This window comes from Undibacterium sp. JH2W (assembly GCF_049340425.1).
Classification (GTDB): Bacteria; Pseudomonadota; Gammaproteobacteria; order Burkholderiales; family Burkholderiaceae_D; genus Undibacterium.
The window spans coordinates 277498-303460 of the sequence record NZ_JBMPOT010000003.1 but is presented as its reverse complement, the minus strand read 5'-3'; the positions used below and the strand labels follow the sequence as shown (position 1 = coordinate 303460).

Sequence of the window (25963 nt, the reverse complement as noted above, 5' to 3'; positions counted from 1 at the left end):
GATTCGCCTTTGTTTGTGATGCAGGCTTCGTCAATTATTTGCTGTTGAATTCAAGTTTGATCAAGTTATCGTCTGGTTTTCTGTCTACATATTTGATATCCGGATCTATGCCTGCCTTGGCTGGCTGGCCTTTCACCATCATCGTGAATTCCATTTCCTTTTGATTAATGAGTTTGCGCACGCGTAACATGGGTTTGCCATCCTTATCATCGACGCCGATATCCATCCAGTCATTAAGAGGCACTTCTTTTTCCACGCCCAATTCATCTGCCTTTAATTTGTTACTGCTGACTTTGAGGCTGATTTCATATTGTCCGTCAGGCATGGCCTTGGCTATAGCAGAAATGGCGCGATTTTCATACAAGGTGATGGACTCAAATAAATCATTGATCACATATTGTTGTTCCGTAGGAGTAACTTTGCGTAGTGCCGTGAGCAGGGCTGTGCTACTAGCATAGGGGGCCCCTTTGTTAGCGTGCAGGGCAAGTATTTCGCGTAGCGACTGATTGACTTTGTCTTCACCGATCAAGTCTTGCAGCAGATACATGGCCAGACTGCCTTTTGCGTAGTGGATATAATCCTGATTTTCATTGTCCGCCAGTGGCAACTCCTTCTTTCTTTCCTGGGCACGCCCATGAAGATAGCGATCCAGTTCAAACTTGAGGAAGCGACGCATGGTCGCCTCACCATAAGTATGTTTCATCACCATCAGGGCAGAATATTGCGCCAGTGTCTCTACCAGCACAGTGCCACCTTTGCTATTCCCGGAAATGAGCTGATGTCCCCACCATTGATGTGCGACTTCATGTGCCGTGACATAGAAGGGGTAATCCACATCCTTGGGATTGTTGTCATCTACATGGGCAATGAAACCTATACTTTCCGAAAACGGTATGGTGTTTGGAAAAGCTTGGGCATACCTGGCATAGCGAGGAAATTCAACGATACGGACCAATTTGTGCTGATATGGGCCAAAATTTGTGGTGTAGTAATCCAGTGATTTTTGTACGCCTTTGACCATGCGCTCCAGATTATATTCATGTCCTTTGTGATAATCGATTTCTATAGGTATGTTTTGCCACTGTGCTTGCTTGACTTGGTAGCGGCCAGACTGGAATGCATAAAAATTCAAAATGGCTTGCTCAGGCACATAGTGATAATAGTTGCGGCCATGCTCTTGCCATTGACGTTTTAAAGTACCAGGGGCAATGGCCATTTGATCTGCTGAAGTTGATATGACAGCGTCAAAATTGATCCAGTCTGCGTCATTGGCAAGGTAGCTGTTCTGCAGCGCCTTGGGGTCATCGCGAGATGCCATTCGCTCTTTTTCTGGTAATCCATGCTCACGCCTGCTTTTATCTTCTTTGAGTTCCACCTCAGGCTGATAACCTATATGCGGCATTGATATGCTATTGAAAAAGCTGCCATTATGATAAATATCATGGCCCTGACTCATACCCAGGAAATCCCTGGGGGCGAGCTCCAGTTCAAATTGCAAATCCAGTTTTTCACCTGGAGGCAGCGGATTTTTTAGTTTATAGCTATAAAATCCCAATGCTTTGTCAGCTATATTTTGTGCAAAAAGGGAACCCAATTCCATTTTGATGATGCGGGCATTTTCTGACTGGGTAATAAATATCTCTTCTATAAGCTGCTGGCTCTGGTTGACGAGTTGGTAGCTGCCTTTGATATGGGCGCTACGCGTTTCGGGAAAAATGTCCACGTCCAGTTTGACATCACTGATGCGTGGCTGTATTTGCCTGGAATATTGTTTATATCGTTTTTCATACTCGGCATTTTCATTTTCTTTTGCAAATTGATTGCGATAGGGATTGAGGATGTTCGTAAAATAAAAGATGGCTGAGCCTGTCAATAAAAACCCGCAAACACTGATCAGAACCAGGGCTAGATGAGCACCGGCACATGCCTGTTTTGCTAATTGCAGACGCAGACGGAATTCCGTGTTCGTGCCACGCACCCATAGCATTAAAGACCAGGCGATCAACAGCAAAGCAGCGCTAGCCCAATAGCTCAAATACCATCGCGCCAAAGGCAGTGCATGACCGTAGGCATTCATGTCTGAATAAATCATGGAGGGCGTTACTGCATAGCGGAACATAGGATGCTCCACACCCATGGCTGGCAGGGCTATCATGGCGACGTAATAGATCGCCATCAAAAAGTAAGCCAGATATTTATGATTGACGATAACTTGCAGGGACATTGCCAGTGCTGCGATGAGCGCATATTCTGGCCATTGCATAAGAAAAAGCTGGTGTACATACAGACCAATTTCATAATTGGTATAACCGTAGATAGTCTGTATCAACATGCCACATAACATCAGCACCAGGAGCATGATGCCTTGCAAAGTTATCAGTGCGATCAACTTTGCTGTAAATGCCAGGTAGTTGGGGGAGGGCAATGCGTCTAGCAATTGTGAGATACGTGCATCTCTTTCACGCCAGATCAATTCGCCAGCGTAAAAACTGGTGATGACCAACATGAAAAGACTGAAGCCACCCCCGAGTATTTCCAATACGGCATAGGTGACTGGATAGGTCGAAGTGCCAAACAGTTTGGTGGTAGAGCTGGAGATGGCAAACATGAAGAGTATGCCCGCCAGCAGTAAGACGATGAAATAGACATTTTTGACTGATTCACGCAGATTTAGCATGCTTTCGGCAAATAATAATTTCCAGATTCCGCTCCTTGCAAAATCAGGCTTCAGTTTTGCTAAGGCGATATTGGGTGATGTGGCTGGCGGTGCGACTGCAAGAGTTGCTTTCTTTTGCTTGCCGGTGTTGATGACGGTACTGAATTTGAAGCGCCAGTAACAAAACGCCAGGCAGCCACTTGCCAAGCCCAACCATAACAAGCGATTAAGGAAGAACAATCCTTCAAGGCTTATTTGCCGGGTATTTTTATCGCTGATGCTCCAATATTCTGTCACGTTACTGACCGCTGTGGAGCCAAATGGGTCCAGTAATGCGGCGACCACCTTGTTGTCGAGATCCGATTTCAAGGAAGTTGCGATCAAATAGCCTATGATCAGGACGACACTAGAGACATACACCGGCATCATGCGCCGCGTGAGTGCGCCCATGCTAAAGAAAATACCACCAAGGATGATGAAGTTTGGCAGAATTGCGTATAGATAGGGTGGCAAGTAAGATAATGCCTGTGCCGGCCCCAGTCTCATTGCTTCCAGTCCGGGCAGGTAACAACCCAACCAGGTTCCCAAACCCAAACCTGAAAAAATGAGCATGCAGGTCAACAGTGCACCCAAAAAGCGACCAGTCAAATATTGAAATTTCGTGATGGGTGCACTATAAAAAAAATGCCAGGTATGATGTTCTATATCCTGGTGGGTAGCTTGACCCATCAATGCGGCTACTGTAGCTAATCCCAGGTAACCAAGTATGGTGATGCTTTGGAAAATTGCCAACGGTGAGTTGATGTGTACTTTGCCACCAAAGCCTATGGACGCATTGGGAATCGCACCGCCAGCCACAGCCATCCAGAGCAGGGCCAGACAAAAGAACACCAGAAAATACACATAGCTGGACAGGCTACGAGATTTTTGACGCAGCTCAAACAAGAGTATCGCTAACATGACGACTCCCTAAGCTGCACGTTGAATTGGCATGGCACTGGGCAGCAAACCCGCCATTGCTGAAAAATACACATCTTCCAGATTGCCTTGTGCAGGGTTGAAACTATTGTCTGGCCTTTCATCTGCATAGACATGTATCAGGGTACGGCCCGATGTCAGGCGACTGGAGATCAATGGATATTTTTGCTGATAAGCGGCGAGTTCAATTTTTTCTATGAAACGCTTCCAGATTTTTCCCTGTATTTGCTCTATCAGCCTAAGTGGTTGTCCGCTCAGTATCACGCTTCCCTTGTCGATGACAGCCATGTTGTTGCACAAATCAGCGACGTCTTCAACGATATGGGTGGACAGGATGACGATTTTTTCTGTGCCTATATCTGCTAACAAATTGTGGAAGCGTACCCGTTCTTCCGGATCCAGACCTGCCGTGGGTTCATCCACAATGATCAGTTTGGGGTCGCCGAGCAGGGCTTGCGCGATCCCGAAGCGCTGCCGCATACCACCGGAAAACCCACCAAGATGCTTGTTTTTGACGCTATAAAGATTGGTCTGGTGCAGTAGTGCATCGACGGCCTCTTTGCGTTGCTTACGATTGAGCAGTCCCTTCAATAATGCGAAGTGATCCAGCAGGTCATAGGCGCTGACTTTGGGGTAGAGGCCAAAGTCTTGTGGCAAATAACCTAGCAAGCGGCGAATCTGATCTTTTTGTTCGCTGATTTTGATATTGTCCAGCGTTGCAGTACCTGCATCTGCGTCTTGCAAAGTCGCCAGAGTGCGCATCAAGGTCGATTTTCCCGCACCATTCGGTCCCAATAAGCCAAACATGCCCGAGGGTATGGTCAGGTTGATGTCTTTAAGGGCTTGTACACCATTGCTGTATTGTTTTGAGAGGTGCTGTATGCGTAGTTCCATGCTTTGTCCTTTATGATTGAACTTCTCCTTGCGCAATCCGGCGCGGGCAGGGCTATCTTATGCAATTGAAATGTGGAAAAGGGAAAGATGCGATGAAACGGGGATAGCCGGGGATGGAAATAGAAAATTGTGGATTGAATTCAGCGCTCAGCAGAGTGCTGCTATACACGCAGGCTAATTATGGCCAAAGTGCTGCAAGTTTGCGTTTGATGCGATATAATATTGCTTGGCGGGCCCCTGCGCATTGCGGCATGGCCAATCTGGTCAGGTCGGGAACGAAGCAGCCACAGTCATTTCCCGCAAGTGCCGCAGACCAGGCTCGCCAACTTCTTCTTTCGGTCTCTCCTGTTTTTCCTCCCAGTTTATGTTCTCTTGAGCAGATGCCGTGATTCTTTGTTATCAACAATGAGACCCTAGGCAGCAAACTTGTCAGTTTGCTTTACTGGCGCAATAAGCGGCAAGATCAAGCTTATCGTTGTACCTTTACCAAGCTCACTCCCCAATTCAATTTTCCCACCCAGAACATCGGTGACCAGGTTATAGACGATATGCATGCCCAGACCAGAGCCGCCCTTACCAAGCTTGGTGGTAAAGAAGGGATCAAACACGCGGGCCAGATGCTCAGCTGATATGCCTGCACCATCATCGCTGAAGATAATTTTCACCAGATGCTGGCCAGAAAGCCGGGTTTTCAGATGCATATTTCCATGTTCCATGCCTTCAAAACCATGAGTGAGGGAATTGTTGACGGAATTCGTCAAAATTTGCGCCAAGGCACCTGGGTAGCTCTCCATCGCGACATTGGGTTCCAGATCGATATGCAGGCTATGTGTAGACCTGCTGTACATGGGCTCCAGAGTGACCAGGATTTCATTCAAGGTGGTGCTCAGATCAAAGTTGCGTCTATGATTGCTGGACTGGTCTACTGCAACTTGTTTAAAACTGAGGATAAGTTGTGCGGCTCTGTCCAGGCTGCGTACAAGTATATTCGCGCCTTTACTGGTTTCCCTAGTAAGTTGAGCCAGGACGGAGCGGCGCGGTTGCGTAGTGGATAATTCATTCTCCATATTTACCGCGTGGTCTTGCAAGGTCGAGGCGACGGTAACACTATTACCTATCGGCGTGTTGAGTTCATGTGCAATACCGGCAACCAGTGAGCCTAATGCCGCCATTTTTTCTGAGCGTATCAATTCGCCCTGCATGGCCGTCAAGCTGTCTAGCGCATTCCCCAGTTCTCTATTGGTTTCTTCCAGGCTCTGGGTGCGCTGCCTTACCCGCTCTTCGAGGTCGGTATTCAACTGGCGAATTTCATTTTCTATTGCACGTATCTGACTGATGTCTATGGGGGTAAAAATGACCATCTTGTTGCCATTGGACTCGAACAGCCTGGCAGATAGCAAGCAGGTGGCAACGGTGCCATCCTTGTAACGGAAACGCATTTCAAATTTGTCTACAAATCCTTGCTCTTTTAATAGATTCAAGTAATTAGCTCTTAAGGAAATGTCTTCCCAAAGCTGCAACCCTTGCGGTGTTTTCCCCAGTATTTCATGGGCTTGAAAACCGGTTTGCCTTAACAGGCTATCGTTGATTTCAACCAGGTGATCATCTGCCAGACTGATCAATGCCAAGGGGACGGGGGAAAATTTAAACAGATTGACGAATTTGCTTTCACTGATACGTAATGACATTTCTGATTTTCGTAGTGAATCCTCTGAGTGGTGCAGGCGTCGTATATGTAGCCATAATGAAAATGTCAATATGCATAAAAGCAGTATCGTAATTCCCGAAAACACCAGACGGTCGCGAGTGCGTTCACGCCATGGGATAAGAATGGCGTCATTATCACGGGCAAATACGGAAACTATGGGGAAAGCAGCGATTTTGCGATAAGTGTAAAGCCGTTCTATCTGATTGTTTTCGTCAAGAAATTGTTTGTCTGTGAAATTGCCCTCTATCGGTTTATGGGCTAACTCTTTGATGACTGGGGACTGTTTGATGTCCTTACCCACATATTGTTTTTCAAGAGGAAAACGCACTATCACTGTGCCATCTTCTGTGAGCAAGGAGACGATAGCCTTACTGTCTTTGGCAACCCGTGCATAAACGGAACTGAAATAAGACACACTGATATCCGTGCTGATAATACCCAAATGTGTTCCATTGTCTGAAAACAGGTTACGGGCAAGTGGAACAACCAGTTCAGTGTCGTAAAAGCGCTGGAAAGGGTGGCCGATAATTGCTTGTTTGATTTCAGGATGCTTCAGTAAATAGGGAATGTAGGTCCTCTCATCGGCGTCAACCTGGTAAGCTGGATAGTCGACGGTACTGACAAAGGCTTTGCCTGAGGTATTTACATATTGGAGTGCTTTGAGTACTTTATTAAATGGCTGAGCTTTGGTGATGAGTTCGCGGATGATATCGTCATTGAGTTCCTTCTCCCTGCTGATGGATTGGATGGCGTTGATGACGGTGCTTAAATTGCTATCTGCTTCGCTCAATGTTTGTGTGGCATGTTCTTCCAGTAAACGAACGGCAACGAGACCATTTTCGTATTCTGACTTGAAGGTGATGCCACGGTCTTGCGAAATGGCCCACCAGGTTTGCAAAATAATGGCGGCAATTGCCACACCTGCGAGTAACAGGAAAATAACGCCAGCAATTTGGGGCCGAGCAGCCGATACTGCCATGCAAATTCCTTCTTACAGCTACTTTCCAATTGCTGCTTGTAAAAACAGTAGACCGGAAAGCATCCTTGAGAAATGAGTCAGGTAAATTAGAAAAATGGTAAGGGAAAGTGCGGGCACTTTCCCTTACCAGGACTGAACAGGCGATGAATTAATAATATATACCGGTTCCGAGACAGAAATCCTGACCAGGTACTCTTTCAACATAGCCTTTTTTCTTTTCCAGATCCTTGGTGACAGGGTTGGGCCAGCGATAGGCAACCCATCCTTTGCCTGCAGAAAAGCATTTTTCTGCCATTTCCTTGATCAAATAAACGCCATCCTGATCACGCATATCTATCATGGTCTTGCCAACAATTTTTGGGTTTTTCCCATGAACTGCCTGAAATCCCTTTTGATCCAGCGTGTATATGTAAAGATCACCTTTCTTGTTGATGTCGCTGGTACTGTTGAATGGACTATCGAGTTTATTGAATTCCACGATGGATTTTTCTACGCCATTCTTTTTAATGTATTCCTGCGCTTTTTGTATCAATGCAACAGCTTCGGCTTCTGTGCTTCTTTCGGCAGCTGCGGCGTTCCAAGACAAAGTGACAATGAATAATCCCAAAGCGTATGCGAGGTAATTTTTTTCCATGGGTGTCTCCCTGATTAGTTGCTGATGAAGGAACTAAAACTAAATGCCTTGAAACAAAAGAGGAAAAATCCTGGATTTATCAAAGACCAATTGAATCCTGATTGTGGTTTTCCAGGCAACAGCCTAATCTAGCATTCTCATGATAGGCAGAAATGTAAATATCAGGGCGTATTTTTAGATGTAATTGCTACTATCCAATTTAATTATCCAGTAGTTCCATCATAGGACTAAAGATAGTGAAGTTAAGTTGAATGGAAATAATTTGCTATTCAAATTAACCCGATTTAACATTGAAATTGTTGTTTTTCGAAAACTGGAAACAGATTTGATGCAGCACTTGGATAATGCGACATTTGAATTGAGCGTTGCCTGCCGCCAGGTGAGTGGCCAGTAAGACAATGCCTGTGCCACAGTGCCAGTTTTTTCAGGTTTTATACCAACTTACGCGGCAATCAATCTTGGTGCCTGAAAACTGCCAATTTGCATTATGGATGGCCCCATGGTTTCTGCCAGGCAGAAAAACAGGATATCTTCTTGATCTCGACATTGCTTTTTACATTGAAAACTTATCCCGGTTGTGATGCATGAAGTCCAGGGTAAATGTCATTTTGACCTTGTCCTGGACTTGAATGATATTAGGCTCAGCTTTCTCGGGCTTTATTGCGGGAGATAGTGCGAACTCGAGCTGATAAGGTGTTTTTTTTCAGACGGAGGCACGCTTGTCTGTAACGCTTATCATGGGGCTAAATTGTGTAGCCATAATAACGATCAATATCAGCAAACTGCCGCTACCCATGAAAAGTTGAGGGATGTTGATGCTGCGCAGCAACCAGCCCGTGAATGCGGCTGAGATTGGGCCTATGCCCATGAAGATGAACATGAACATACTCATGGCACGGCCTATCATATGCGGCGGCACCTGTTTTTGCACCCAGGTGAAAACTGCCACATGCAAGAAGCCACCCAGGATACCGACGCTTAGCAGTATGCCTGCACCTTGCCAGCTTGCGTTGATGAGGCCCATGGGTATAAACAATATGCCAACAATAAAATCCACTAGCAAAATGGTGCGCCCCAGATTGCCAAAGCGCAGATTCGGTTTCATCCCTGCCAAAGCCATGCCCAATAAAGTGCCAGCCCCATGAGAACCCGCCAGCAAGCCAAGTGCACTGGCACTATTGCTGAGTTGATTCGCCATGACGGGCAAGGCAATCTGTATCGGCCCCATGATGAAGAAAGCGATAGCCGACCAGTAGAGAAAGCAGCTGCGCAAATGTTTCTCATTCCAGCAATAACGCAAGCCTTCTGCCAGTGAATGCAGCAGCGCTGGTTTTGGTATCGCAGGAGCGCCGCCAGTTGGCGCGGGCATGCCACTGTTCATCCTGACTTTACTCAGCGTCCACGAGGAAAAAGCGTAAGTGAAGCAATCAAAAAAGAAGGCCGCTGACAATCCTTGTGCATCATTGAGCATGCCTTGCTCATGCGTGCCATTGTGTGAACCAAACAATGCGATCAGCAAGCCTGCCAGTACGGGACCTATGAACATGGTCAACTGGCGTATGCCCAGCATGATGCCATTTGCAGACTGTAACTGTGCAGGTGCGACTACCCTGGGTAACATGGACGTGCCTGAAGGTATGCTGAAGGCAGTTGATATTCCCAGACCCAAGGCCAGGGCATACACCATCCATAATTCCAGCTTACTGTAAAAAATCAGTGCACTCAAAATACCTAACAGCAGCGTATTGATGTACTTGGTTTGCATCATCACTGTCTTGGGGGAATAACGATCCACCACAGCGCCACCCAGCAAAATAAGCAATGCACGCGGCACGCTGATCAGTGCCAGGACGATACCCAGTATAAGAGTATCACCTGTCATTTTCAGCACCAGCCAGGGCAGAGCGATTAAAGTGAATTGGTCGCCCAGCATGGAGATCGCACCACCGCCTATCATCCAAAGGAAATTACTATCCTTGAATATGCCCTTGGGGTGGCCGCCGGCTGTATTTTTGTTCATTTCATTCATGCTGTTTTCCTTAAAGTCTATTTCAAGGGGTAATTCTTTTCAAGAATTGCCATGCCTTGACGAGCGTAGGCAATGATAGACGGCGTCAATCCGCCACCTATGCTTAGCTCTGGTTCTTTTTCGTGGATGCTCCTGACCTTGAGCATGGTTGGCAGATGGTTGCCCCAGGCGTCCATGAACAGGGTGCGCCATTTGATTAAAATGACTTGCACGTCTGGGTGTTCAGGTGACAGGTTCAGGGCCATTTTTTGCCTTACCTCAGAAAAGATCCGTGTCCAGGATTCGGCATTTTTAAAAAAGGAGTGACGAAAATACTGTAACTCATCTTCACTCAGGTGCTTCCTGTAAATGTCGTATCTGACCTCTACTGATGCCTGGGTGATAAAGTCCATCATTTCATCATCGACACCGCTTAATGACTGCAGGGAAGGTTCTTTTCTGTGCATCAGGGTGAATTTGCTGAGTAATCTGGGATCGGGCATGATCTGACTCATGGCCAGCACCCATTCCCTGGCCAATTGCTTGGCCGCAGGATCTAGCGGTGAAGTTTTTTGATCCAGCAAGCTCCTGGCTGCCTGAATAAGGGGCGACATATGCGTTTCAAGCTTGCTTTTCGCCTGTAGCTCCAGTTCACGCATATGCAAAATCTCCTCGCGGCTGAAATACTTGCCTATCAAACTCATCATTTCCAGCGTCGAAAGCCAGTATTCCAGATTGGGTTCGCTTTTGGCTTTCAATAAGCCAGACAATTGTTGCAGCCTGTCGCGTAACTCCATGCTCTGGGCTATCTGTTGATCCAGTCCGGAAATCTGCTCGTCTATGACGTAGTGCAAATCATTGCCAGCACCGTTGATGACATCGCCCACTTCTGCCAGCGATAAATCCAGGCGGCGCAGGGCTTGAATGTGATGCAGGCGTTTAATATCTGACCTGTTATAGAGACGATAGCCCGCCTCTGAACGTACAGATGGTTTCAATAAGCCAATTTTGTCGTAATGATGTAGCGTACGTATAGTCAAGCCAGTACGGCTGGCTAATTCACCGATTTTCAATAACATGCCTGGTCTCCTCAATGAGACAGACTATAAAGCCTCACCCTGTGTCAGGGTCAAAGGGTTTTTGAAAATATTTTTCTTGGAAGATGTGAAGGAAGGCGGAACGGGGAGGTTTGGCCATCCCGGCAACAGTCGAAACTGTTTGCCGGGCTATACAGTCGCTTGTATGAAATGGCGATTAGCGAGTTTTTTGCGGCCAATATGCCCACATGACGCCTAGCAAGCTGGTCATCAGAATAAAACCCCATTCCATACCACCTGAGCCAGGGCCGACGACATACCAACCGTATTGTGCATGCACATGGATTTGACCAAAACAAATGACGATGAGATGGCCTATGCAGGCAGGCACGACAAAGCGATTAGCCAGCAATGCCAGGCTGCTGGCAGTTTGTACTAGCAAGACCAGCCACGCCAGAGCAGTACCAAAGGGATAACCGAGCTCCGTCAGGAATTCGCCAAAGCGTGGGATGTTCGCTATGTGAGAATAGCCATGTAGCGGGTGCATCAAAATAATCAAGGCCACGCCTATACGCACGATGTCCATGCCGCGATGCAAATTGACTGGATCGGTTTTATACCATTGTTGAATCATGGGTTTCTCCTGAATAATAAGCTTTCAACAATGGCATGAAAATAAGTGAAAGAATCAGGTAGTGTGACCAAACTGAGGTATGGAGTGATAAGCGCAATGCAATTTTGATTTGCTGGATCTGGCGAGGAATGTGCGCCAGACCAGCACAAATCAGTGCTTTATTTCTGGTGCTGTCAAAGTGCCTTCGGTCAGCGTTGTAGCGACAAATAGTTGTGCACAGTCAACTTTATCGAAGCCATAGTGTTTGCCGCAGAAATCACAATTGATATCCAGCGTACCCAGATCAGCGATAGCGGACTGTATTTCTTCCTCACCCAGCAATTTGAGCATGTCACCGACTTTTTCACGGGTGCAGTTGCATTGGAATTGCGGATGCAAGGGGTCGAATACGCGTATGGTTTCTTCCCAGAACAGGCGGTGCAAGAGTATGTCTATGCCTGTGCTCAGTAATTCGGGGCGTTTCAGGGTATCTCCCAGCATAACGGCATGATTCCAGGCTTCGGTTTCATCTTCCACCTGGGCCTCAGCACCGCCGGTTTTGGGTAGTTTTTGCAGTAGCATGCCGCGTGCTACCTGGTCATCAGCTGCCAGCCATAGTTTGGTATCGAGCTGTTCTGAACGTTGCATATAGTTTTCTATGACAGTCGCAATGCTATCGCCATCCAGTGGCACTATGCCCTGGTAAGCTTGCTGACCTGGCAATTTATTGTTTGGGTCCAGGGTAATGACGAAGCGACCTTTACCATGGGAATGGACGAGGTCCGACAAACTGGCGTCGTCAGCAATAGAGGCATGCTCACTAAGCTTGGCGGTTGCACGCATTTTCAGTTCGGCGTCACATTCCACCACCAATAACTTGACCGGGCCATCACCATGGATTTGCATGATCATGGTGCCATCAAATTTCAGGTTGGCTGACAGCAGGGCAGATGCTGCCATCAATTCACCCAGTATGGTTTGTACGGCAGCCGGATAAGTCTTGCGTGTCAGGGTCTGTTGCCAGGTGTGGGTCAGTTCTACCATTTCGCCGCGTACACCGGCATGTTCGAACATGAATTTTTGTAGAGTATCAGTCATTGTTATCGCTAAATCAGTCTATGCGTTTGAGTTGAGTTTTAAAAGCTTGTCCGCGCTTGACATAAGTGTCGGCATTGCGCTGCAGGCCGGCAATATCTGCTTCGCCCAGTGTTCTTACCACTTTGGCGGGCGAACCTATGATGAGGGAATTGTCCGGGAATTCCTTGCCTTCCGTGACCAGTGCACCAGCACCAACCAGGCAATTCTTGCCTATCTTTGCGCCATTTAGTATTACCGCCTGTATACCTATCAATGAGCCATCGCCAACGGTGCAGCCATGCAGCATGGCCTGATGGCCGACAGTCACATTTTTACCTATCACCATGGGGTAACCAGGATCAGTGTGTAAAATACTGCCTTCCTGCACATTGCTGTTTTCACTAATGGTAATCAATTCATTGTCACCACGTATGGTGACATCAAACCAGATGCTGGCATTGGCTTCTATCTTGACTTTGCCTATGATGTTGGCACTGTCGGCAATATAGGCAGATGCATCAATTTCAGGGGCTAGGTCACCGAATTGGTAAATGGGCATGATTATTCCGTAAAATGGCGCATTTTGAGCTAAAACACTATTGTAAACCCCTGCGCGCTTACTTGCCTGGCTTCACATGTATATGAAAGATAAAGTTATTAATGAGTTAAGAGCATGCGCATTGGCTGCGGTACTGGAACCAGATCCTCATCGTAAATGTGAGGCTATCCATGCAATTCTCAAGGAATCCTTGCTGGATGTCGTGACAGTTTTTGCTGAGCCTGAAGGCATACCGGGGCGTTTGAGCAAGCCTGAGCTGGTACCGCCGGGTAAGGTGGGACGGCGCGCCATGAACACGGTTGAGGGCAGGGCTGTGCTGATTCATGCACTGGCACATATAGAATTGAATGCAGTCAATCTGGCAGCAGACATCATCTGGCGTTTTGCCGGCATGCCTGCGCAGTTTTACCTGGATTGGCTGAAAGTGGTCAAGGAAGAAGCTTATCACTTCCAATTGCTGATTGGACATTTACATACTCAGGGTTTTGCTTATGGAGACTTTCCCGCGCATAACAGCATGTGGGAAATGGCAGAAAAAACCAAAGGTGATCTATTGGCCCGCCTCGCCCTGGTGCCACGCACGCTGGAGGCGCGCGGCCTGGATGCCACACCAGCCGTGATGGCCAAGCTGGCGCAGGCAGGTGACCAGGCTGCTACCGATATTTTGGCGATTATATTGCATGATGAAATTGGTCATGTTGCCATCGGCAATTTTTGGTACAAGAAGCTGTGTGTAGAGCAGGGGCTGGATATCATCTCGACATATGCCGAGATGACCCGCAAATACAAGGCCCCGCCAGTGCGAGGACCTTTTAACCTGGAGGGCAGAAGAGCAGCAGGGTTTGATGAGGACGAATTGCGTGCCTTGCAAGAAGCAGCAGGCTGATCACGGCAGGGTTTTTCTGCTCATCTTCGATTAGTCACCTGCCCGTACTGAGCCTATACCCTCTACAGTTTTACTGATGTTGCGTGGATGGCCATAATAAGTCAGGCTTCCTATACCCTGGACCGAGGCATAGAGATTGTCGCGGGCATTGACGGATACAGAACCTACGCCTTCCAAACGGGCATCCACTTGTTCGGCAATCAAGTCCTTGGTTTCTACCAGGCCTACACCTTGGGCCCGCAAAGTAAATGATTTAACCTGGCCACTTGCGACCAGCATGCCCGCACCTTCATAAGAAAGGGCAAAGTGAGGACCGGAAAGATTATTCAGTATGGTTTTACCCGCGCCTTCCATCTTGAACCTGCTGAGTTCTGGAATGCTGATGATGACCTGAGTATTGTCGTTGATTTTGATAGTATTCTTTTCTTTATATGAAATCACCAACTCATCACCAATGACTTCGGTCACGATATTGTTGATAAACCGCTCATTGCCCTTGATTTGCACAGACTGAGGTTTGCCGACTTCTACTACAAGGCCAAAGGCGCTGCGGGTTTTAATGGATTTGAAGGTGGGCAGGTTACGGGTTTGCTCTTCGGCGAATGCGGTAGAACTAAGCAGCAAGGCAGATATCAACAATAAACGGCGCATGAATTTCTCCAGAGATGAGTAGGTTACGACGCCTTAGTATTACCAATCTTATCTACACTCGCGCTAGCTTTGCGATGAACTGCACAATTCTGGGGATGAGCAGTAATTCAGGCCGGACGCACGGTGTTGAGCTTTTCATAGTGCAGCATGTCCATCCATAAGCCATTTCTGAATACGGACGCGTGAGAATGACCATATTCTGTGAAACCGCATTTGCGCATGATGGCCTGGGATGGCAGGTTGTCGATAATCACTACAGCTTCTATACGATTGAGCATGAATTCATTAAATGCCTGGCTTACCACGGCATTGACTGCAGCCGTCGCATAGCCGTGGCCACCGTGGCGCTGACTGAAACGATAGCCCAAAAATGCCTTGTGGTATTGCTCTTGCTCAACGCCACGTAAGGTGATGCGGCCTACCACTTCATTTTCTACCCAGGCCAGGTAATGATATTCGCGCTTGGCATTGGCCAGGTATTGCGCTTGCTCCAGACTGGAACGTACTTCTTGCAAGCAATAAAAATCATTACCACGGCTGGCTATCCATTCTTCAAAATGCCGGCGATTTTCCTGTTCAAATGCCAATACAGCGGCTGCATCATCGGCTGTGACCAGCGCAATTTTCAGAGTTGGGTTGATCATTCTGTTTAGGCTAAGAGGTTGATGATTCATAGATTGTAATGGATGCTTAAAGTTGTCGCCAATGCTGTCGTAATCAAAGCAATCAATCCTGAAAAGAACAAAATGACAGGCTTAAGCTCAATGGTAAACCGGTTCGCGTTAATTTTACTCGGCGTATTCTTTTCTACGCACTCCATCGCACAAATGACCGATTCTGGTTTGCCACCCAATAAAGCATTACTATTGACTGGCTTTGCCGTCAATAAACCGGTGCAGGTAGTCGATATTGATGACGCCGCCCAGGGCTTTCCCAAAGCCATTGCCCGCAGGCTTATGCGTGAGCGGCAAGTGCAGGTGCGCACCTGCACTGATTTATTGTCATTTGATTGGCAACAGGATCAACCACCGGTGAATCTTCTGCAGCAACTGGGCCAGGCTTATGCCAGCCGCTATATCGTCTCTGGCGAGATTCGCAACGCTGGTGCCAAGATAGATGACGTTCTTTTTGGCTTGCTGCAAAAACGAACACGAGCCATAGAACTGGATGTGCGCATCTATGATGCGCGCACTGGTCAGATGCTGGTACAGCAAGAATTTTCAAGCACGGTTGGGGGAAATATCAGCATAGGACGGGAACATGTCTTTGATGGGGTAGCTTTCAATAGCACTTTGTATGGCAAGGCCATTAGCGATATGCTCGACCAGGTTGCCAGTCTGGTCAGTGCCACGGTATTAGCGCAGCACTGAGTTGGCCAGAACTATTTTGCTGCGCGCTCCTCTTCACGTAGCCGTAAGATACGGCGTTGCACTTTGCCGGTGGTTGTCATCGGCAAGGCATCGATAAATTCTATTTCCTTGGGATATTCATACGGTGCCAGTTTGCCACGCACATGGTCTTGCAATTCCTTGATAAGATTATCGTCGCCTTGATAACCTTGGCTTAAAACTACATAAGCTTTCACCAGGTTGCCACGTTCTTTGTCTGGTTTCGGCACGACAGCAACATTTGCCACTGCCGCATGTTTGACCAGGCAATTCTCGATTTCTGAAGGACCTATGCGGTAACCGGCAGCCTTGAACATATCGTCGGCCCGACCCTGATACCACAGGTAGCCATCAGCATCGCGGGTAGCCAGGTCGCCCGTCCTGCACCAGTCTCCAGAGAATTTATTACGGGTTGCAGTATCATTTTTCCAGTAACCCAGGAAGAATACAGGGTCAAGATGGCCGTAGGTATCATAGCGGCTCATGGCAACTTCGCCAATTTCACCATCTCTCACTTCATTGCCATCATCGTCGATGACTGCCACCTTATGACCGGGATAAGGCCGCCCCATGCTACCAGGTTTGGCTGGCCATAATTGATGGCTGTTGCCGACGATGTAGTTCATTTCAGTCTGACCAAACATTTCATTCGGTGTGATATGCAAAGCTTGTTCACACCAGTTGAAGACGGCATCACCAACTGCTTCACCTGCCGTCATGATGGCGCGCAGGGCAAGCTTGTATTTTTTTCTGGGCTTGGGCTCCGCCTTCATCATCATTTTCAAGGCGGTGGGGAACAAAAAGGTATTTGTGACCTGGTATTTTTCTAGCAAATAATAGGCAGTCTCGGCAGTGAACCGACCTTGGTAGCCAACGATGGGTTTGCCAAAATACAGGGTAGGCAATAAGGCATCCATCAAGCCACCAGTCCAGGCCCAGTCAGCTGGTGACCAGAATACATCTTCGTCTTGCGGGAACCAGTTTTGCGAAGCCACGAAGCCAGTCAGGTTGCCGATGATGGCCGAATGCGGGATCAGTGCACCCTTGGGTGCGCCAGTCGTGCCGCTGGTGTAGATCAGGATGGCCGGATCGCTGGAACGGGTGTCGGCTATACGGGCGGTGACAGGCATATTGGGCACATGTGTTGCCCAGTCTATACAGGGTGGTAAGTCATCGCTGGTAGTGCAATCCAGGCTGATCACTGTTTTCAGATCGGGACAACGGCTGCGGATTTCTTCAAATGCCTTGATGCCACTACCATCCAGCACGATGGCGATGGACTGGCTATGCTGCAGCCTATATTCCAGCGCCTCTGGTCCGAACAAAAAGGACAAGGGCATGACGATGGCGCCAATCTGCAGGCAAGCCATGATGGTGATGGCGGTTTCTGGCCTTTGTGGCAAGATGCAGGCGATCACGTCACCACGCTGTATACCTTCTTGCAAGAACAAATTGGCAAGCTGGTTGGCTTGCTCATGTAACTGCTGATAAGTCAGGCGGCGGCTATTGCCTTCGCTGTCTTCATACAAAATGGCCGTCTTTTTTGCATGCTTGTGCTTTGTAGCCCAGCGGTGACAGCAGGCTTCTGCGATATTGAAATTGCTAGGCACATCCCATCTGAATTCGTGGTAAAGCTGCTCGTAATGATTAACTTCGTCAACTTTTGTAACGTTTGCTGTCTGGTCTTTGAGTTTGTTCAACTGCTTCATCCTGTCTCCGTTATAATAATCGAACGGTCGTGCTATTGCATGGTTTTGCTGCAAGTGCCCTGAGGCATTAGTATCATGCTACTTGATAATATGCTTTGCAGGCTGGCGTTTCCCTGTATTTCCAGATGAAAAATATTAAATTCTTATGAATACTCCATTCAAGCCTTCACGCACGTCTTTTCTTGATATCCGTGGCCTGCAATACCATGTGCGCAGTTGGGGGCGGGAAGATGCACCCAAGATTATCATGCTGCATGGCTGGATGGATGTGTCTGCGTCTTTCCAGTTTGTCGTCGATTGTCTCAAGCAAGACTGGCAAGTGTTAGCACCTGACTGGCGTGGCTTTGGATTAACTGAGCCGCAAAAGGTAGACACTTACTGGTTCCCCGATTATTTGGGTGACCTTGATGCGCTGCTAAGACATATCTCACCGGATGAACCTGTGAATCTGCTGGGACACAGCATGGGTGCGAATGTCGCTGGCTTGTATGCAGGCGTGCGTCCAGAGCGCGTGCGCAAGTTCATCAATCTGGAAGGTTTTGGTATGCCAGTGACCCATCCCAAACAGGCTCCTGGCCGCTACAGGAAATGGCTGGATGAGTTGAAAAATCAGGCGGGCCTGCGTACGTATGCCACGCAAGCAGAGGTGGCTGCCCGTTTGCAAAAAACCAATCCACGTCTTTCTGATGAAAGAGCGGCATTTTTATCTGCCCATTGGGCTAAGGAAACCAGCCCCGGTTACTGGGAGATTTTGGGTGACCCTGCCCATAAACAAACCAGTCCACTCTTGTACAGAGTGGAAGAAGTCATGGCTTGCTGGCAAAAAATTACCGCACCAGTATTGTGGATGGAGGCAGATGACACCAATGTCTGGCAATGGATGGGCCCAAAAGAAGAGGCGCGCGTAGAAATAGACAGGCGCCTGGAGCATATACTGCAACTGCAAAAAGAGATGATCATGAATGCCGGACATATGCTGCACCATGACCAGCCTGAGAAGTTGGCTGAATTGATAGAGGCTTTCTTGCTGAAGGACTGATTTAGCCAGCTTTACGGTATCGGTACAAGAATGAAAAAGCGAGTTCTGGGTTAAACTCCAAGAACTCGCTTTTTATTTTCTATTCATATCCCGGCACTATGAGCACAACATCTCAACCACCGAAATACGGTTTTACCACCACCATCCTGCATAGCGACAGACAAAAAAACATAGAGCATGGCTCTGTCCATAAGCCTATTCATACCTCGGTCATGTATGGTTATCGCGATGCCCGTGATCTGGCTGCAGTGTTCCAGAATAAACAATCTGGCTACCGTTATGGCCGCCAGGGTAATCCTACTGTTTCTGCGTTGGAAGAAAAAATCAGCAAGATGGAAGGCGGTCTGGCTACCATTGCATTTGCAACCGGCATGGCTGCCATAGGTGCAGTGTTCCAGGCCTTGTTGCGCCAGGGTGACCATGTGGTGTCATCCTCATTCTTATTTGGCAATACCAATAGCCTGTGGCAAACCGTGAGCGCCCAAGGTGTTGATGTATCCCTGGTAGATGCAATCGATGTAAGCCACGTTGCATCTGCACTGACACCAGCAACGCGCATGGTATTTGTCGAAACCATCGCCAATCCACGCACACAAATTGCTGATTTGAAAAAGATAGGCGAGTTGTGTCGTGAAAAAGGCATTTTGTTTGTAGTTGATAACACCATGACTTCGCCTTATTTGTTCCAGCCCAAGACTGTACATGCAGGCCTGGTGATCAATTCCCTCACTAAATTCATTGCCGGCCATGGCAATGTACTCGGTGGTGCCTTGACAGATACGGGTCTGTTTGACTGGAGCACATTTCCAAATATTGCCGCCAATTTCCGCAAACAGCCTGCACAAATGCAAGGCCTGGCACAAATCAGGACCAAGGCTTTGCGCGACTTTGGTGCCTCGCTTTCACCAGATGCAGCACATCAGGTGGCCGTAGGTGCAGAAACCATCGCCTTACGCATGGACAGGGAGTGCGCCAACGCTCTGGCACTGGCAAAAATGCTTGCTGCCGACTCACGTGTGGCGGCGGTGCATTACCCTGGCTTGCCAGACCATCCCCAGCATGCGCTTGCCACTGAGTTATTTGCTGCCTATGGTGCCTTGTTCAGCTTTGAGTTAAAACCCGAGATTGATTGCTTTGATTACCTGAATCGCCTGAAGCTGGCGATTAATGCAACCCATCTTGGTGATACCCGCACCCTTGTTATTCCGGTTGCGCACACCATTTTCTTTGAGATGGGGGCAGAACGTCGTGCCGATATGGGGATAGCCGACTCTCTGATACGTGTTTCTGTCGGCATAGAAGATACCCAGGATTTGCTGGATGATTTTGCGAAAGCGCTGGCATCTGAGTAAAAAAACAAGGCAATCTTTGAACTAAAACCTGTTTTGCGGCACTACTGGCAGTAGTGCCGGATGGTGCTGCGTTGTATTTGATTTTAATTTCTGTATTGGCAAAGTGACTATGTTCAAACTCTCTCTCAGTATGACGATGCGTGACTGGCGTGCTGGGGAGCTGCGCTTTTTACTGATTGCCTTGATGATTGCCGTGGCCTCCCTGGCCTCGGTCGGTTTTTTTACCGACAGGATGCGCAGCGGCCTCAACCGTGATGCGCATCAGTTGCTTGGTGCTGATTTGCTGGTCGCTGCTGACCAGCCTATCAAGCCAGAATGGCGACAAGAAGCAGAAAAACGCGGCTTCAAGACGGCAGAAACGGTAGTTTTTCCAAGTATGGCGCTGGCGGGCGAGGGCGATGAAGCCATATCCCGTCTGGTTTCTTTAAAAGCGGTGAGCGCCGATTATCCCTTGCGTGGCAAGTTAAAACTCAACAAGGGCGAAACAGAAGTCGCTACCGATGTCGTCCCGCAGCCTGGCACAGTGTGGGTAGACCCAGTCTTGCTGTCAGCCCTGAATTTGAATGTAGGCCAAAAAATCAAGCTGGGTGAGCTGCAATTGACCGTGACCCAGACCATAGGCACGGAACCTGACCGGGGCGCAGGCTTCATGAATTTTGCGCCACGTGCCATGATATCGCTGTTGGATATACCGGCCAGCAAACTGATACAAAATGGGTCGCGTGTGACTTATCGTTTGCTCATGGCGGGCGATGCCAAATTGATTGCTGTCTATCAAAAAGAGTTGCAGGGCAAAATAGAGGCTGGAAAACTCAAAGGTATACGCCTGGAGTCACTTGAATCAGGTCGCCCGGAAATGCGCGCCACCCTGGACAGGGCAGATCAATTTCTGTCGCTGGTGAGCCTGTTGTCAGCCATGCTGGCCGCAGTTGCCATTGCCATGGCGGCACGCCGTTTCATGCTGCGCCATCTGGATGCCTGTGCCATGTTGCGTTGCCTGGGTTTGACACAAAACCAGGTCATGTCCATGTATCTGATTGAATTCCTGATTCTGGGTTTGCTGGGTAGTATCGCTGGTGTGTTGCTGGGTTATGCAGGTCATTATGTCTTGCTGGAATGGCTGGGCAAGCTGGTCGCCAAGGATTTGCCGGATGCGAACTTCTTGCCTGCCGTGCAGGGCATAGCCACAGGTTTATTGCTGCTGATAGGTTTTGCCTTGCCACCGATTTTGCAATTGCGTAATGTGCCGCATAACCGCGTCATACGACGTGAACAGGATGCGCCCAAAGCCATGACGCTGCTGACTTATGCCTTTGGCCTCGGCATGTTCGTGGCTTTGTTGCTGTGGCAAACGGCGGATATCAAACTGGGCTTGATGACAGCTGCTGGTTTTCTGGTGGGTTTGCTGGTATTCGCGCTGGTCGCCTGGCTGGGCATGTTTTCACTCAAGCGCATGCGTACATTATTTGCACATTCTGCCTGGCGTTTCGCTATTACAGCGCTGCAAAGACGACCTGGTGCAACAGTCATACAAGTTGTCTCCCTGGCCCTGGGTTTGATGGCATTGCTGTTGTTGACTGTGGTGCGCGGTGACCTCATCACTGCATGGAAAAAAGCCACACCAGCGGATGCACCAAATCAGTTTGTCATCAACATACAACCAGATCAAAAAGCAGATATTGCCAGGCAAGTGCAGGCTTTTGGCAAGCCTGAGCTTTACCCCATGATACGTGGTCGCCTGATCGCCTTGAATGATAAACCTATCACTGGGGACACTTATGCAGAAGACCAGGCCAAGCGCATGGTGGACCGCGAATTCAATTTATCAACCATGGCTGATATGCCTGCTCTGAACAAGATCACTGCCGGTCGCTGGTATGACGATAGCAAGGCAACCGAGGCTGAGGCGTCGGTGGAAGAGGGCATAGCCAAAACCCTGAAGCTCAAGCTGGGTGACAAGATGACTTTTGATGTCGCAGGTCAGCAGGTGACTTCGACTATCACCAGTCTGCGCAAGCTGGACTGGGGTTCCATGCGTGTGAACTTCTTTGTCATCATCAACCCCAAGGCCATGGTTGATATGCCGCAAACCTGGATTACTGCTTTCCGTTTGCCTGAAACAGATAAAACTTTCGTCAATCGCTTCATGCGTGATTTTCCTAACCTGACCGTGGTGGATGTTGGTGCCATGATCAAGCAAATGCAGGATGTGCTGGACCAGGTGATTACGGCAGTAGAATTTTTGTTCCTGTTCACACTGGCATCTGGTGTGCTGGTATTGTATGCGGCACTGGCTGGCTCGCAAGATGTACGCATGCGTGAGGCTGCGCTCTTGCGTGCTTTGGGAGCAACCCGCAAGCAACTCTCGCAGGCACAGTGGATAGAATTCTTGTTGATAGGTGGCTTGTCTGGTGTATTGGCAGCTTCTGGTGCATCAGCCATAGGCTGGGCACTGGCACGCTTCAGTTTTAATTTTGAATGGACTTTCTCGCCCCTGGTCTGGCTGGCAGGCTTGTTTGTTGGCGCGACTTGCGCCGTGGTGGGTGGCTGGCTGGGTTTGCGCAATGTCTTGAATCAGCCACCTTTGCAAAGCCTGCGTGAGGCTTGATGGCAGCGCGCTACTCAATTAATTTAAAAGGATATATCTTGCAAAAACAAGACATCAAGCTTTATGTAGACTCACAATTTACCAGCCCTTATGCGATGTCGGTGTTTGTCACCCTGCATGAAAAAGGCCTGGACTTTGATTTGCTGACAGTAGACCTGGACGCTGATGCACAGCATGCACCAGATTATGCTGCTACATCCTTGACGCAGCGCGTGCCTACCCTGGTGCACAATGGTTTTGCCTTGTCTGAATCTTCAGCGATTACCGAGTATCTGGAAGAAGTATTCCCACAACAGGCTGTTTATCCCAAAGACACGCATGCCCGCGCCACGACAAGACAAGTACAAGCCTGGATACGCAGCGCCCTGATGCCTATACGGGTTGAGCGCAATACCCAGGTCATCTTCTATGGCAAAAAGCTGGAACCCTTGTCTGATGCTGCGAGGGCAGCAGCGGCGCAATTGTTCTTGGTTGGCGAATCATTGATACCAGACAGTGCTGAAAACCTCTTCGGTGACTGGTCTGTCGCTGATCTCGATCTCGCCTTAATGATCAACCGTCTGGCACTGCATGGTGATCATGTACCTGAAAAATTAGCCAGATTCGCAGCCCAGCAATGGCAAAGACCTGCGGTGCAATTATGGGTGAATCAGACAAGGCCAGCACTTTAAGTAATAAATGATATGAATACTGAAGTTGAAAATAATGAAGAAGCCCAGGTCAATTTATATGAATTGTTGGGTGGTGCAGAAAAACTGCGCGAGATGGTTGACCGTTTTTATGACTTGATGGAACTGGAGCCAGAATTTGCTGGTATACGTGCATTGCATCCCACTCCCATGGATGGATCACGCGACAAGCTGTACTGGTTCTTGTCTGGCTGGATGGGCGGCCCCAATCTGTATATAGAACAGTTTGGTCATCCGCGCCTGCGTGCTCGCCATCTGCCTTATGCCATTGCCAGCAGTGAACGCGATCAGTGGTTGCGCTGTATGGCCTGGGCCATGCAGGATGTCGGCGTCAGTGAAGATTTGCAGCAGCATTTGATGCAATCGTTTTATCAGACCGCTGACTGGATGCGTAACCGCCCTGGTTAAGTTTCCAGGCTTCACAATTTGAAATCCCTTTTTTTCACCTGAATATTTTTCTATGAGCCTGTTTGAGGTACTGATACTTTTGCTGGCTGCGCTGGCCGTGGTCCTGAATATTGTGCTTCTGCTGCGCAAGACAGGTAGTCAAGACATGGGTGGGATCCTCGCCATACAGGAACAATTGCGCCAAACCCAGCAGCAATCCCAGATGTCGCAGGAACGCAGTGAACGCGCATTAAGAGAGCAGGTGCAATTGACAGCCCAGACTGGTCGCCAGGAACTGGCTGGTAGCTTTGGCCAATTGCAACAAAACCTGGCAGCTCAGTTGACCAGTGTGGCGACGCTGCAAAATAACCAGATCGATGCATTCTCCCAGCAATTGGTAAAGCTCAATGAAACCAATGCCCAGCAACTGGAACAGTTCAGGCAGGCTTTCATTTTGCAAGGACAGGTTGCCCGTGATGAACAAGGCCAAAGCCTGAAACGTTTTGGTGACAGCCTGAATCAAACTCTACTTGCACTGACAGAATCAAATGCCCAGCGCATGAATGAAATACGCGCAACGCTGGAACAAAAAATTCAGCAACTGCAGGCTGACAATGCAGGCAAACTCGAAGAAATGCGCAAGACCGTCGATGAAAAACTGCATGCCACGCTCGAGCAGCGTCTGGGTGAGTCATTCAAGCTGGTCTCTGACCGTCTCGAAAAAGTCCATCAGGGCCTGGGTGAGATGCAGCAGCTTGCGATAGGTGTTGGTGACCTCAAGCGCGTGTTGACCAATGTGAAAACCCGTGGCACCTGGGGTGAAGTGCAACTGGAAATGGTGCTGGAACAAATGCTGACGCCAGACCAGTATGCCAAGAATGTGGAAACCATACCCGGTTCAGGTGAGCGGGTGGAATTCGCCATCAAGCTTCCAGGCAAGGTAGAGAACAGAGCGCCGGTATGGATGCCCATCGATGCAAAATTCCCCAAGGAACAATATGAGCGCCTGATTGATGCCGCAGAGCGTGCCGATGCAGAAGGGGTGGCGCAGGCGGGCAAGGAACTGGAGAGGGCGATACGCCTTGAAGCTAAAACTATTTCAGAGAAATACCTGTCACCACCGTTGACGACGGATTTCGCCATTTTGTTCCTTCCAACGGAAGGCTTATATGCTGAAGTCATGCGCAGACCAGGTCTGGCCGACGAATTGCAACGTACCTGCCGTGTCTCCATCTCAGGTCCTTCGACTTTATCAGCCTTGCTGAACAGCTTGCAAATGGGCTTCCGCAGCCTGGTGCTGGAGCAGCGTTCATCAGAAGTCTGGCAAGTGCTGGGCGCCGTCAAAACAGAGTTTGGCAAATTTGCGGATGTGCTGACTGCTACAAAAGTAGCACTGGAAAAAGCAGCAAAAAATATCGATCAGGCAGAAGTCAGAACCCGACAAATGACACGTAAGTTAAAGAGTGTAGAAGCCCTGCCTGCGGATACTGCGCAAAGCCTGCTGGGCACCAGTATTGATGCTGGCGATGCTGATACAGAATAAATATACTTCGACTTGATTAAACCAGGTCGGAAGATTTATCACCCATTAAATAACGCGGCCCAGTACCTCGGGTATTGGCAATATCTTGTGGGTTATATAGTGCGCAGGATTTGAGCGACAGACAGCCGCAACCTATGCAGGAGCTGAGCTGGTCACGCAAGGCTGTCAATGCCCTGATGCGCTCTTCTATCAGAGAATGCCATGATCTTGACAGCTTTTCCCAATCCTGTTTCGTTGGTGTCCGCTGGCCGGGTAGGGTGGCTAAACTGTTTTCTATTTCTTCCAGAGTCAGTCCTGCCGTTTGCGCCGCCTTGATAAAGGCAACGCGGCGCAATACTTCTCGCGGGAACTGGCGACGTTGTGCAGGGCTGCGTATACTCTTTATCAAACCCCGGCTTTCATAAAAGCGCAAAGCGCTGGCAGCGATGCCGGAGCGCTTGGCAAGTTCGCCTATACTGATTAAATTTGCATTGTTTGCATCAGTCATCATTTCTCTCCCGTATGAAAAAGTGTTTGACTTCAAGTTAACTTGAACTTGCATACTACAGCAAGTTCAATCATTCATGGA

Annotated in this window: 21 protein-coding genes and 1 other RNA gene; 9 read left to right on the top strand and 13 right to left on the bottom strand. The window is 48.6% G+C overall.

Annotated features, from left to right (window positions below):
• Positions 1-34: 34 nt before the first annotated feature.
• Together ACO0LC_RS05870 and ACO0LC_RS05865 are read right to left on the bottom strand one after the other, a co-directional pair.
• The gene (locus ACO0LC_RS05870) at positions 35-3616 is read right to left on the bottom strand and encodes a M1 family aminopeptidase (RefSeq protein ID WP_423001567.1); all 3582 of its coding nucleotides are present in this window, start codon (positions 3614-3616) and stop codon (positions 35-37) included.
• A 9-nt stretch (positions 3617-3625) separates the two neighbouring features.
• Positions 3626-4528 carry an ABC transporter ATP-binding protein gene (locus tag ACO0LC_RS05865; protein ID WP_423001565.1) on the bottom strand — a complete coding sequence of 301 codons (903 nt, stop codon included), beginning with the start codon at positions 4526-4528 and terminating at the stop codon, positions 3626-3628.
• Positions 4529-4756: 228 nt separating this feature from the next.
• Here ACO0LC_RS05865 and ffs point away from each other — a divergent pair.
• An RNA gene (ffs, locus tag ACO0LC_RS05860) (signal recognition particle sRNA small type) lies at positions 4757-4855 on the top strand.
• 86 nt (positions 4856-4941) lie between these two features.
• Here the strand turns inward: ffs and ACO0LC_RS05855 are convergent.
• From ACO0LC_RS05855 to ACO0LC_RS05825, 7 genes are all read right to left on the bottom strand, one after another.
• Positions 4942-7215 (bottom strand): ATP-binding protein, encoded by a 2274-nt coding sequence (locus tag ACO0LC_RS05855; protein ID WP_423001563.1) that lies wholly within the window; start codon positions 7213-7215, stop codon positions 4942-4944.
• Positions 7216-7363: 148 nt separating this feature from the next.
• Positions 7364-7849: a cache domain-containing protein gene (locus ACO0LC_RS05850; protein ID WP_423001561.1), complete on the bottom strand. Its 486-nt coding sequence runs from the start codon at positions 7847-7849 to the stop codon at positions 7364-7366.
• Between the two features lie 703 nt (positions 7850-8552).
• The gene (locus ACO0LC_RS05845; protein WP_423001559.1) at positions 8553-9878 is read right to left on the bottom strand and encodes an MFS transporter; all 1326 of its coding nucleotides are present in this window, start codon (positions 9876-9878) and stop codon (positions 8553-8555) included.
• 17 nt (positions 9879-9895) lie between these two features.
• Positions 9896-10936 carry a MerR family transcriptional regulator gene (locus ACO0LC_RS05840; protein WP_423001557.1) on the bottom strand — a complete coding sequence of 347 codons (1041 nt, stop codon included), beginning with the start codon at positions 10934-10936 and terminating at the stop codon, positions 9896-9898.
• A 175-nt stretch (positions 10937-11111) separates the two neighbouring features.
• A complete protein-coding gene (locus ACO0LC_RS05835) occupies positions 11112-11528 on the bottom strand; it encodes a DoxX family protein (RefSeq protein ID WP_423001555.1) in 417 nt (138 codons plus the stop codon).
• A gap of 150 nt (positions 11529-11678) precedes the next feature.
• Positions 11679-12605, bottom strand: coding sequence for an Hsp33 family molecular chaperone HslO (gene hslO, locus ACO0LC_RS05830; RefSeq protein WP_423001553.1), 927 nt, complete (start codon positions 12603-12605; stop codon positions 11679-11681).
• A gap of 13 nt (positions 12606-12618) precedes the next feature.
• Positions 12619-13143, bottom strand: coding sequence for a gamma carbonic anhydrase family protein (locus tag ACO0LC_RS05825; protein WP_423001551.1), 525 nt, complete (start codon positions 13141-13143; stop codon positions 12619-12621).
• A gap of 82 nt (positions 13144-13225) precedes the next feature.
• Here ACO0LC_RS05825 and ACO0LC_RS05820 point away from each other — a divergent pair, with 82 nt between their 5' ends.
• Positions 13226-14029, top strand: a complete 804-nt coding sequence (locus ACO0LC_RS05820) for a ferritin-like domain-containing protein (RefSeq protein ID WP_423001549.1) — start codon at positions 13226-13228, stop codon at positions 14027-14029.
• A 30-nt stretch (positions 14030-14059) separates the two neighbouring features.
• Here the strand turns inward: ACO0LC_RS05820 and ACO0LC_RS05815 are convergent, their stop codons facing one another.
• Together ACO0LC_RS05815 and ACO0LC_RS05810 are read right to left on the bottom strand one after the other, a co-directional pair.
• Positions 14060-14680 (bottom strand): GIN domain-containing protein, encoded by a 621-nt coding sequence (locus ACO0LC_RS05815; RefSeq protein ID WP_423001547.1) that lies wholly within the window; start codon positions 14678-14680, stop codon positions 14060-14062.
• 107 nt (positions 14681-14787) lie between these two features.
• The gene (locus ACO0LC_RS05810) at positions 14788-15324 is read right to left on the bottom strand and encodes a GNAT family N-acetyltransferase (RefSeq protein ID WP_423001544.1); all 537 of its coding nucleotides are present in this window, start codon (positions 15322-15324) and stop codon (positions 14788-14790) included.
• Between the two features lie 183 nt (positions 15325-15507).
• On the opposite strand from ACO0LC_RS05810, the gene ACO0LC_RS05805 reads away from it, so the two are divergent.
• Positions 15508-16050, top strand: a complete 543-nt coding sequence (locus ACO0LC_RS05805; RefSeq protein WP_423001542.1) for a flagella assembly protein FlgT middle domain-containing protein — start codon at positions 15508-15510, stop codon at positions 16048-16050.
• An 11-nt stretch (positions 16051-16061) separates the two neighbouring features.
• Here the strand turns inward: ACO0LC_RS05805 and ACO0LC_RS05800 are convergent, their stop codons facing one another.
• Entirely contained in the window at positions 16062-17777 is a 1716-nt protein-coding gene (locus ACO0LC_RS05800; protein WP_423001540.1) for an acyl-CoA synthetase, read from the bottom strand.
• Positions 17778-17922: 145 nt separating this feature from the next.
• Between ACO0LC_RS05800 and ACO0LC_RS05795 the strand changes: the two genes are divergently transcribed.
• From ACO0LC_RS05795 to ACO0LC_RS05770, 6 genes are all read left to right on the top strand, one after another.
• On the top strand, positions 17923-18816 hold the full coding sequence (locus ACO0LC_RS05795) for an alpha/beta fold hydrolase (protein WP_423001538.1): 894 nt from the start codon (positions 17923-17925) through the stop codon (positions 18814-18816).
• A gap of 98 nt (positions 18817-18914) precedes the next feature.
• Positions 18915-20168 carry a cystathionine gamma-synthase family protein gene (locus ACO0LC_RS05790; RefSeq protein ID WP_423001536.1) on the top strand — a complete coding sequence of 418 codons (1254 nt, stop codon included), beginning with the start codon at positions 18915-18917 and terminating at the stop codon, positions 20166-20168.
• Between the two features lie 109 nt (positions 20169-20277).
• The gene (locus ACO0LC_RS05785) at positions 20278-22776 is read left to right on the top strand and encodes an ABC transporter permease (RefSeq protein ID WP_423001534.1); all 2499 of its coding nucleotides are present in this window, start codon (positions 20278-20280) and stop codon (positions 22774-22776) included.
• 38 nt (positions 22777-22814) lie between these two features.
• Positions 22815-23447 (top strand): glutathione transferase, encoded by a 633-nt coding sequence (gene yfcF, locus ACO0LC_RS05780; RefSeq protein ID WP_423001532.1) that lies wholly within the window; start codon positions 22815-22817, stop codon positions 23445-23447.
• Between the two features lie 12 nt (positions 23448-23459).
• Positions 23460-23873: a group II truncated hemoglobin gene (locus ACO0LC_RS05775; protein WP_423001530.1), complete on the top strand. Its 414-nt coding sequence runs from the start codon at positions 23460-23462 to the stop codon at positions 23871-23873.
• A gap of 52 nt (positions 23874-23925) precedes the next feature.
• On the top strand, positions 23926-25395 hold the full coding sequence (locus tag ACO0LC_RS05770; RefSeq protein ID WP_423001527.1) for a DNA recombination protein RmuC: 1470 nt from the start codon (positions 23926-23928) through the stop codon (positions 25393-25395).
• Positions 25396-25411: 16 nt separating this feature from the next.
• On the opposite strand, the gene soxR is transcribed toward ACO0LC_RS05770, so the two are convergent.
• The gene (gene soxR / locus ACO0LC_RS05765) at positions 25412-25882 is read right to left on the bottom strand and encodes a redox-sensitive transcriptional activator SoxR (RefSeq protein WP_423001525.1); all 471 of its coding nucleotides are present in this window, start codon (positions 25880-25882) and stop codon (positions 25412-25414) included.
• Positions 25883-25963: the final 81 nt, after the last annotated feature.

Coding starts and splice junctions, on each gene's coding strand:
- ACO0LC_RS05820 (WP_423001549.1), top strand. CDS start 13,226: ATGAAAGATAAAGTTATTAATGAGTTAAGAGCATGCGCATTGGCTGCG.
- ACO0LC_RS05800 (WP_423001540.1), bottom strand. CDS start 17,777: ATGAAGCAGTTGAACAAACTCAAAGACCAGACAGCAAACGTTACAAAA.
- ACO0LC_RS05840 (WP_423001557.1), bottom strand. CDS start 10,936: ATGTTATTGAAAATCGGTGAATTAGCCAGCCGTACTGGCTTGACTATA.
- ACO0LC_RS05810 (WP_423001544.1), bottom strand. CDS start 15,324: ATGATCAACCCAACTCTGAAAATTGCGCTGGTCACAGCCGATGATGCA.
- ACO0LC_RS05855 (WP_423001563.1), bottom strand. CDS start 7,215: ATGGCAGTATCGGCTGCTCGGCCCCAAATTGCTGGCGTTATTTTCCTG.
- ACO0LC_RS05825 (WP_423001551.1), bottom strand. CDS start 13,143: ATGCCCATTTACCAATTCGGTGACCTAGCCCCTGAAATTGATGCATCT.
- ACO0LC_RS05795 (WP_423001538.1), top strand. CDS start 17,923: ATGAATACTCCATTCAAGCCTTCACGCACGTCTTTTCTTGATATCCGT.
- ACO0LC_RS05845 (WP_423001559.1), bottom strand. CDS start 9,878: ATGAATGAAATGAACAAAAATACAGCCGGCGGCCACCCCAAGGGCATA.
- hslO (WP_423001553.1), bottom strand. CDS start 12,605: ATGACTGATACTCTACAAAAATTCATGTTCGAACATGCCGGTGTACGC.
- ACO0LC_RS05850 (WP_423001561.1), bottom strand. CDS start 7,849: ATGGAAAAAAATTACCTCGCATACGCTTTGGGATTATTCATTGTCACT.
- ACO0LC_RS05805 (WP_423001542.1), top strand. CDS start 15,508: ATGACCGATTCTGGTTTGCCACCCAATAAAGCATTACTATTGACTGGC.
- ACO0LC_RS05790 (WP_423001536.1), top strand. CDS start 18,915: ATGAGCACAACATCTCAACCACCGAAATACGGTTTTACCACCACCATC.
- soxR (WP_423001525.1), bottom strand. CDS start 25,882: ATGACTGATGCAAACAATGCAAATTTAATCAGTATAGGCGAACTTGCC.
- ACO0LC_RS05865 (WP_423001565.1), bottom strand. CDS start 4,528: ATGGAACTACGCATACAGCACCTCTCAAAACAATACAGCAATGGTGTA.
- ACO0LC_RS05770 (WP_423001527.1), top strand. CDS start 23,926: ATGAGCCTGTTTGAGGTACTGATACTTTTGCTGGCTGCGCTGGCCGTG.
- ACO0LC_RS05785 (WP_423001534.1), top strand. CDS start 20,278: ATGTTCAAACTCTCTCTCAGTATGACGATGCGTGACTGGCGTGCTGGG.
- ACO0LC_RS05835 (WP_423001555.1), bottom strand. CDS start 11,528: ATGATTCAACAATGGTATAAAACCGATCCAGTCAATTTGCATCGCGGC.
- ACO0LC_RS05870 (WP_423001567.1), bottom strand. CDS start 3,616: ATGTTAGCGATACTCTTGTTTGAGCTGCGTCAAAAATCTCGTAGCCTG.
- ACO0LC_RS05815 (WP_423001547.1), bottom strand. CDS start 14,680: ATGCGCCGTTTATTGTTGATATCTGCCTTGCTGCTTAGTTCTACCGCA.
- ACO0LC_RS05775 (WP_423001530.1), top strand. CDS start 23,460: ATGAATACTGAAGTTGAAAATAATGAAGAAGCCCAGGTCAATTTATAT.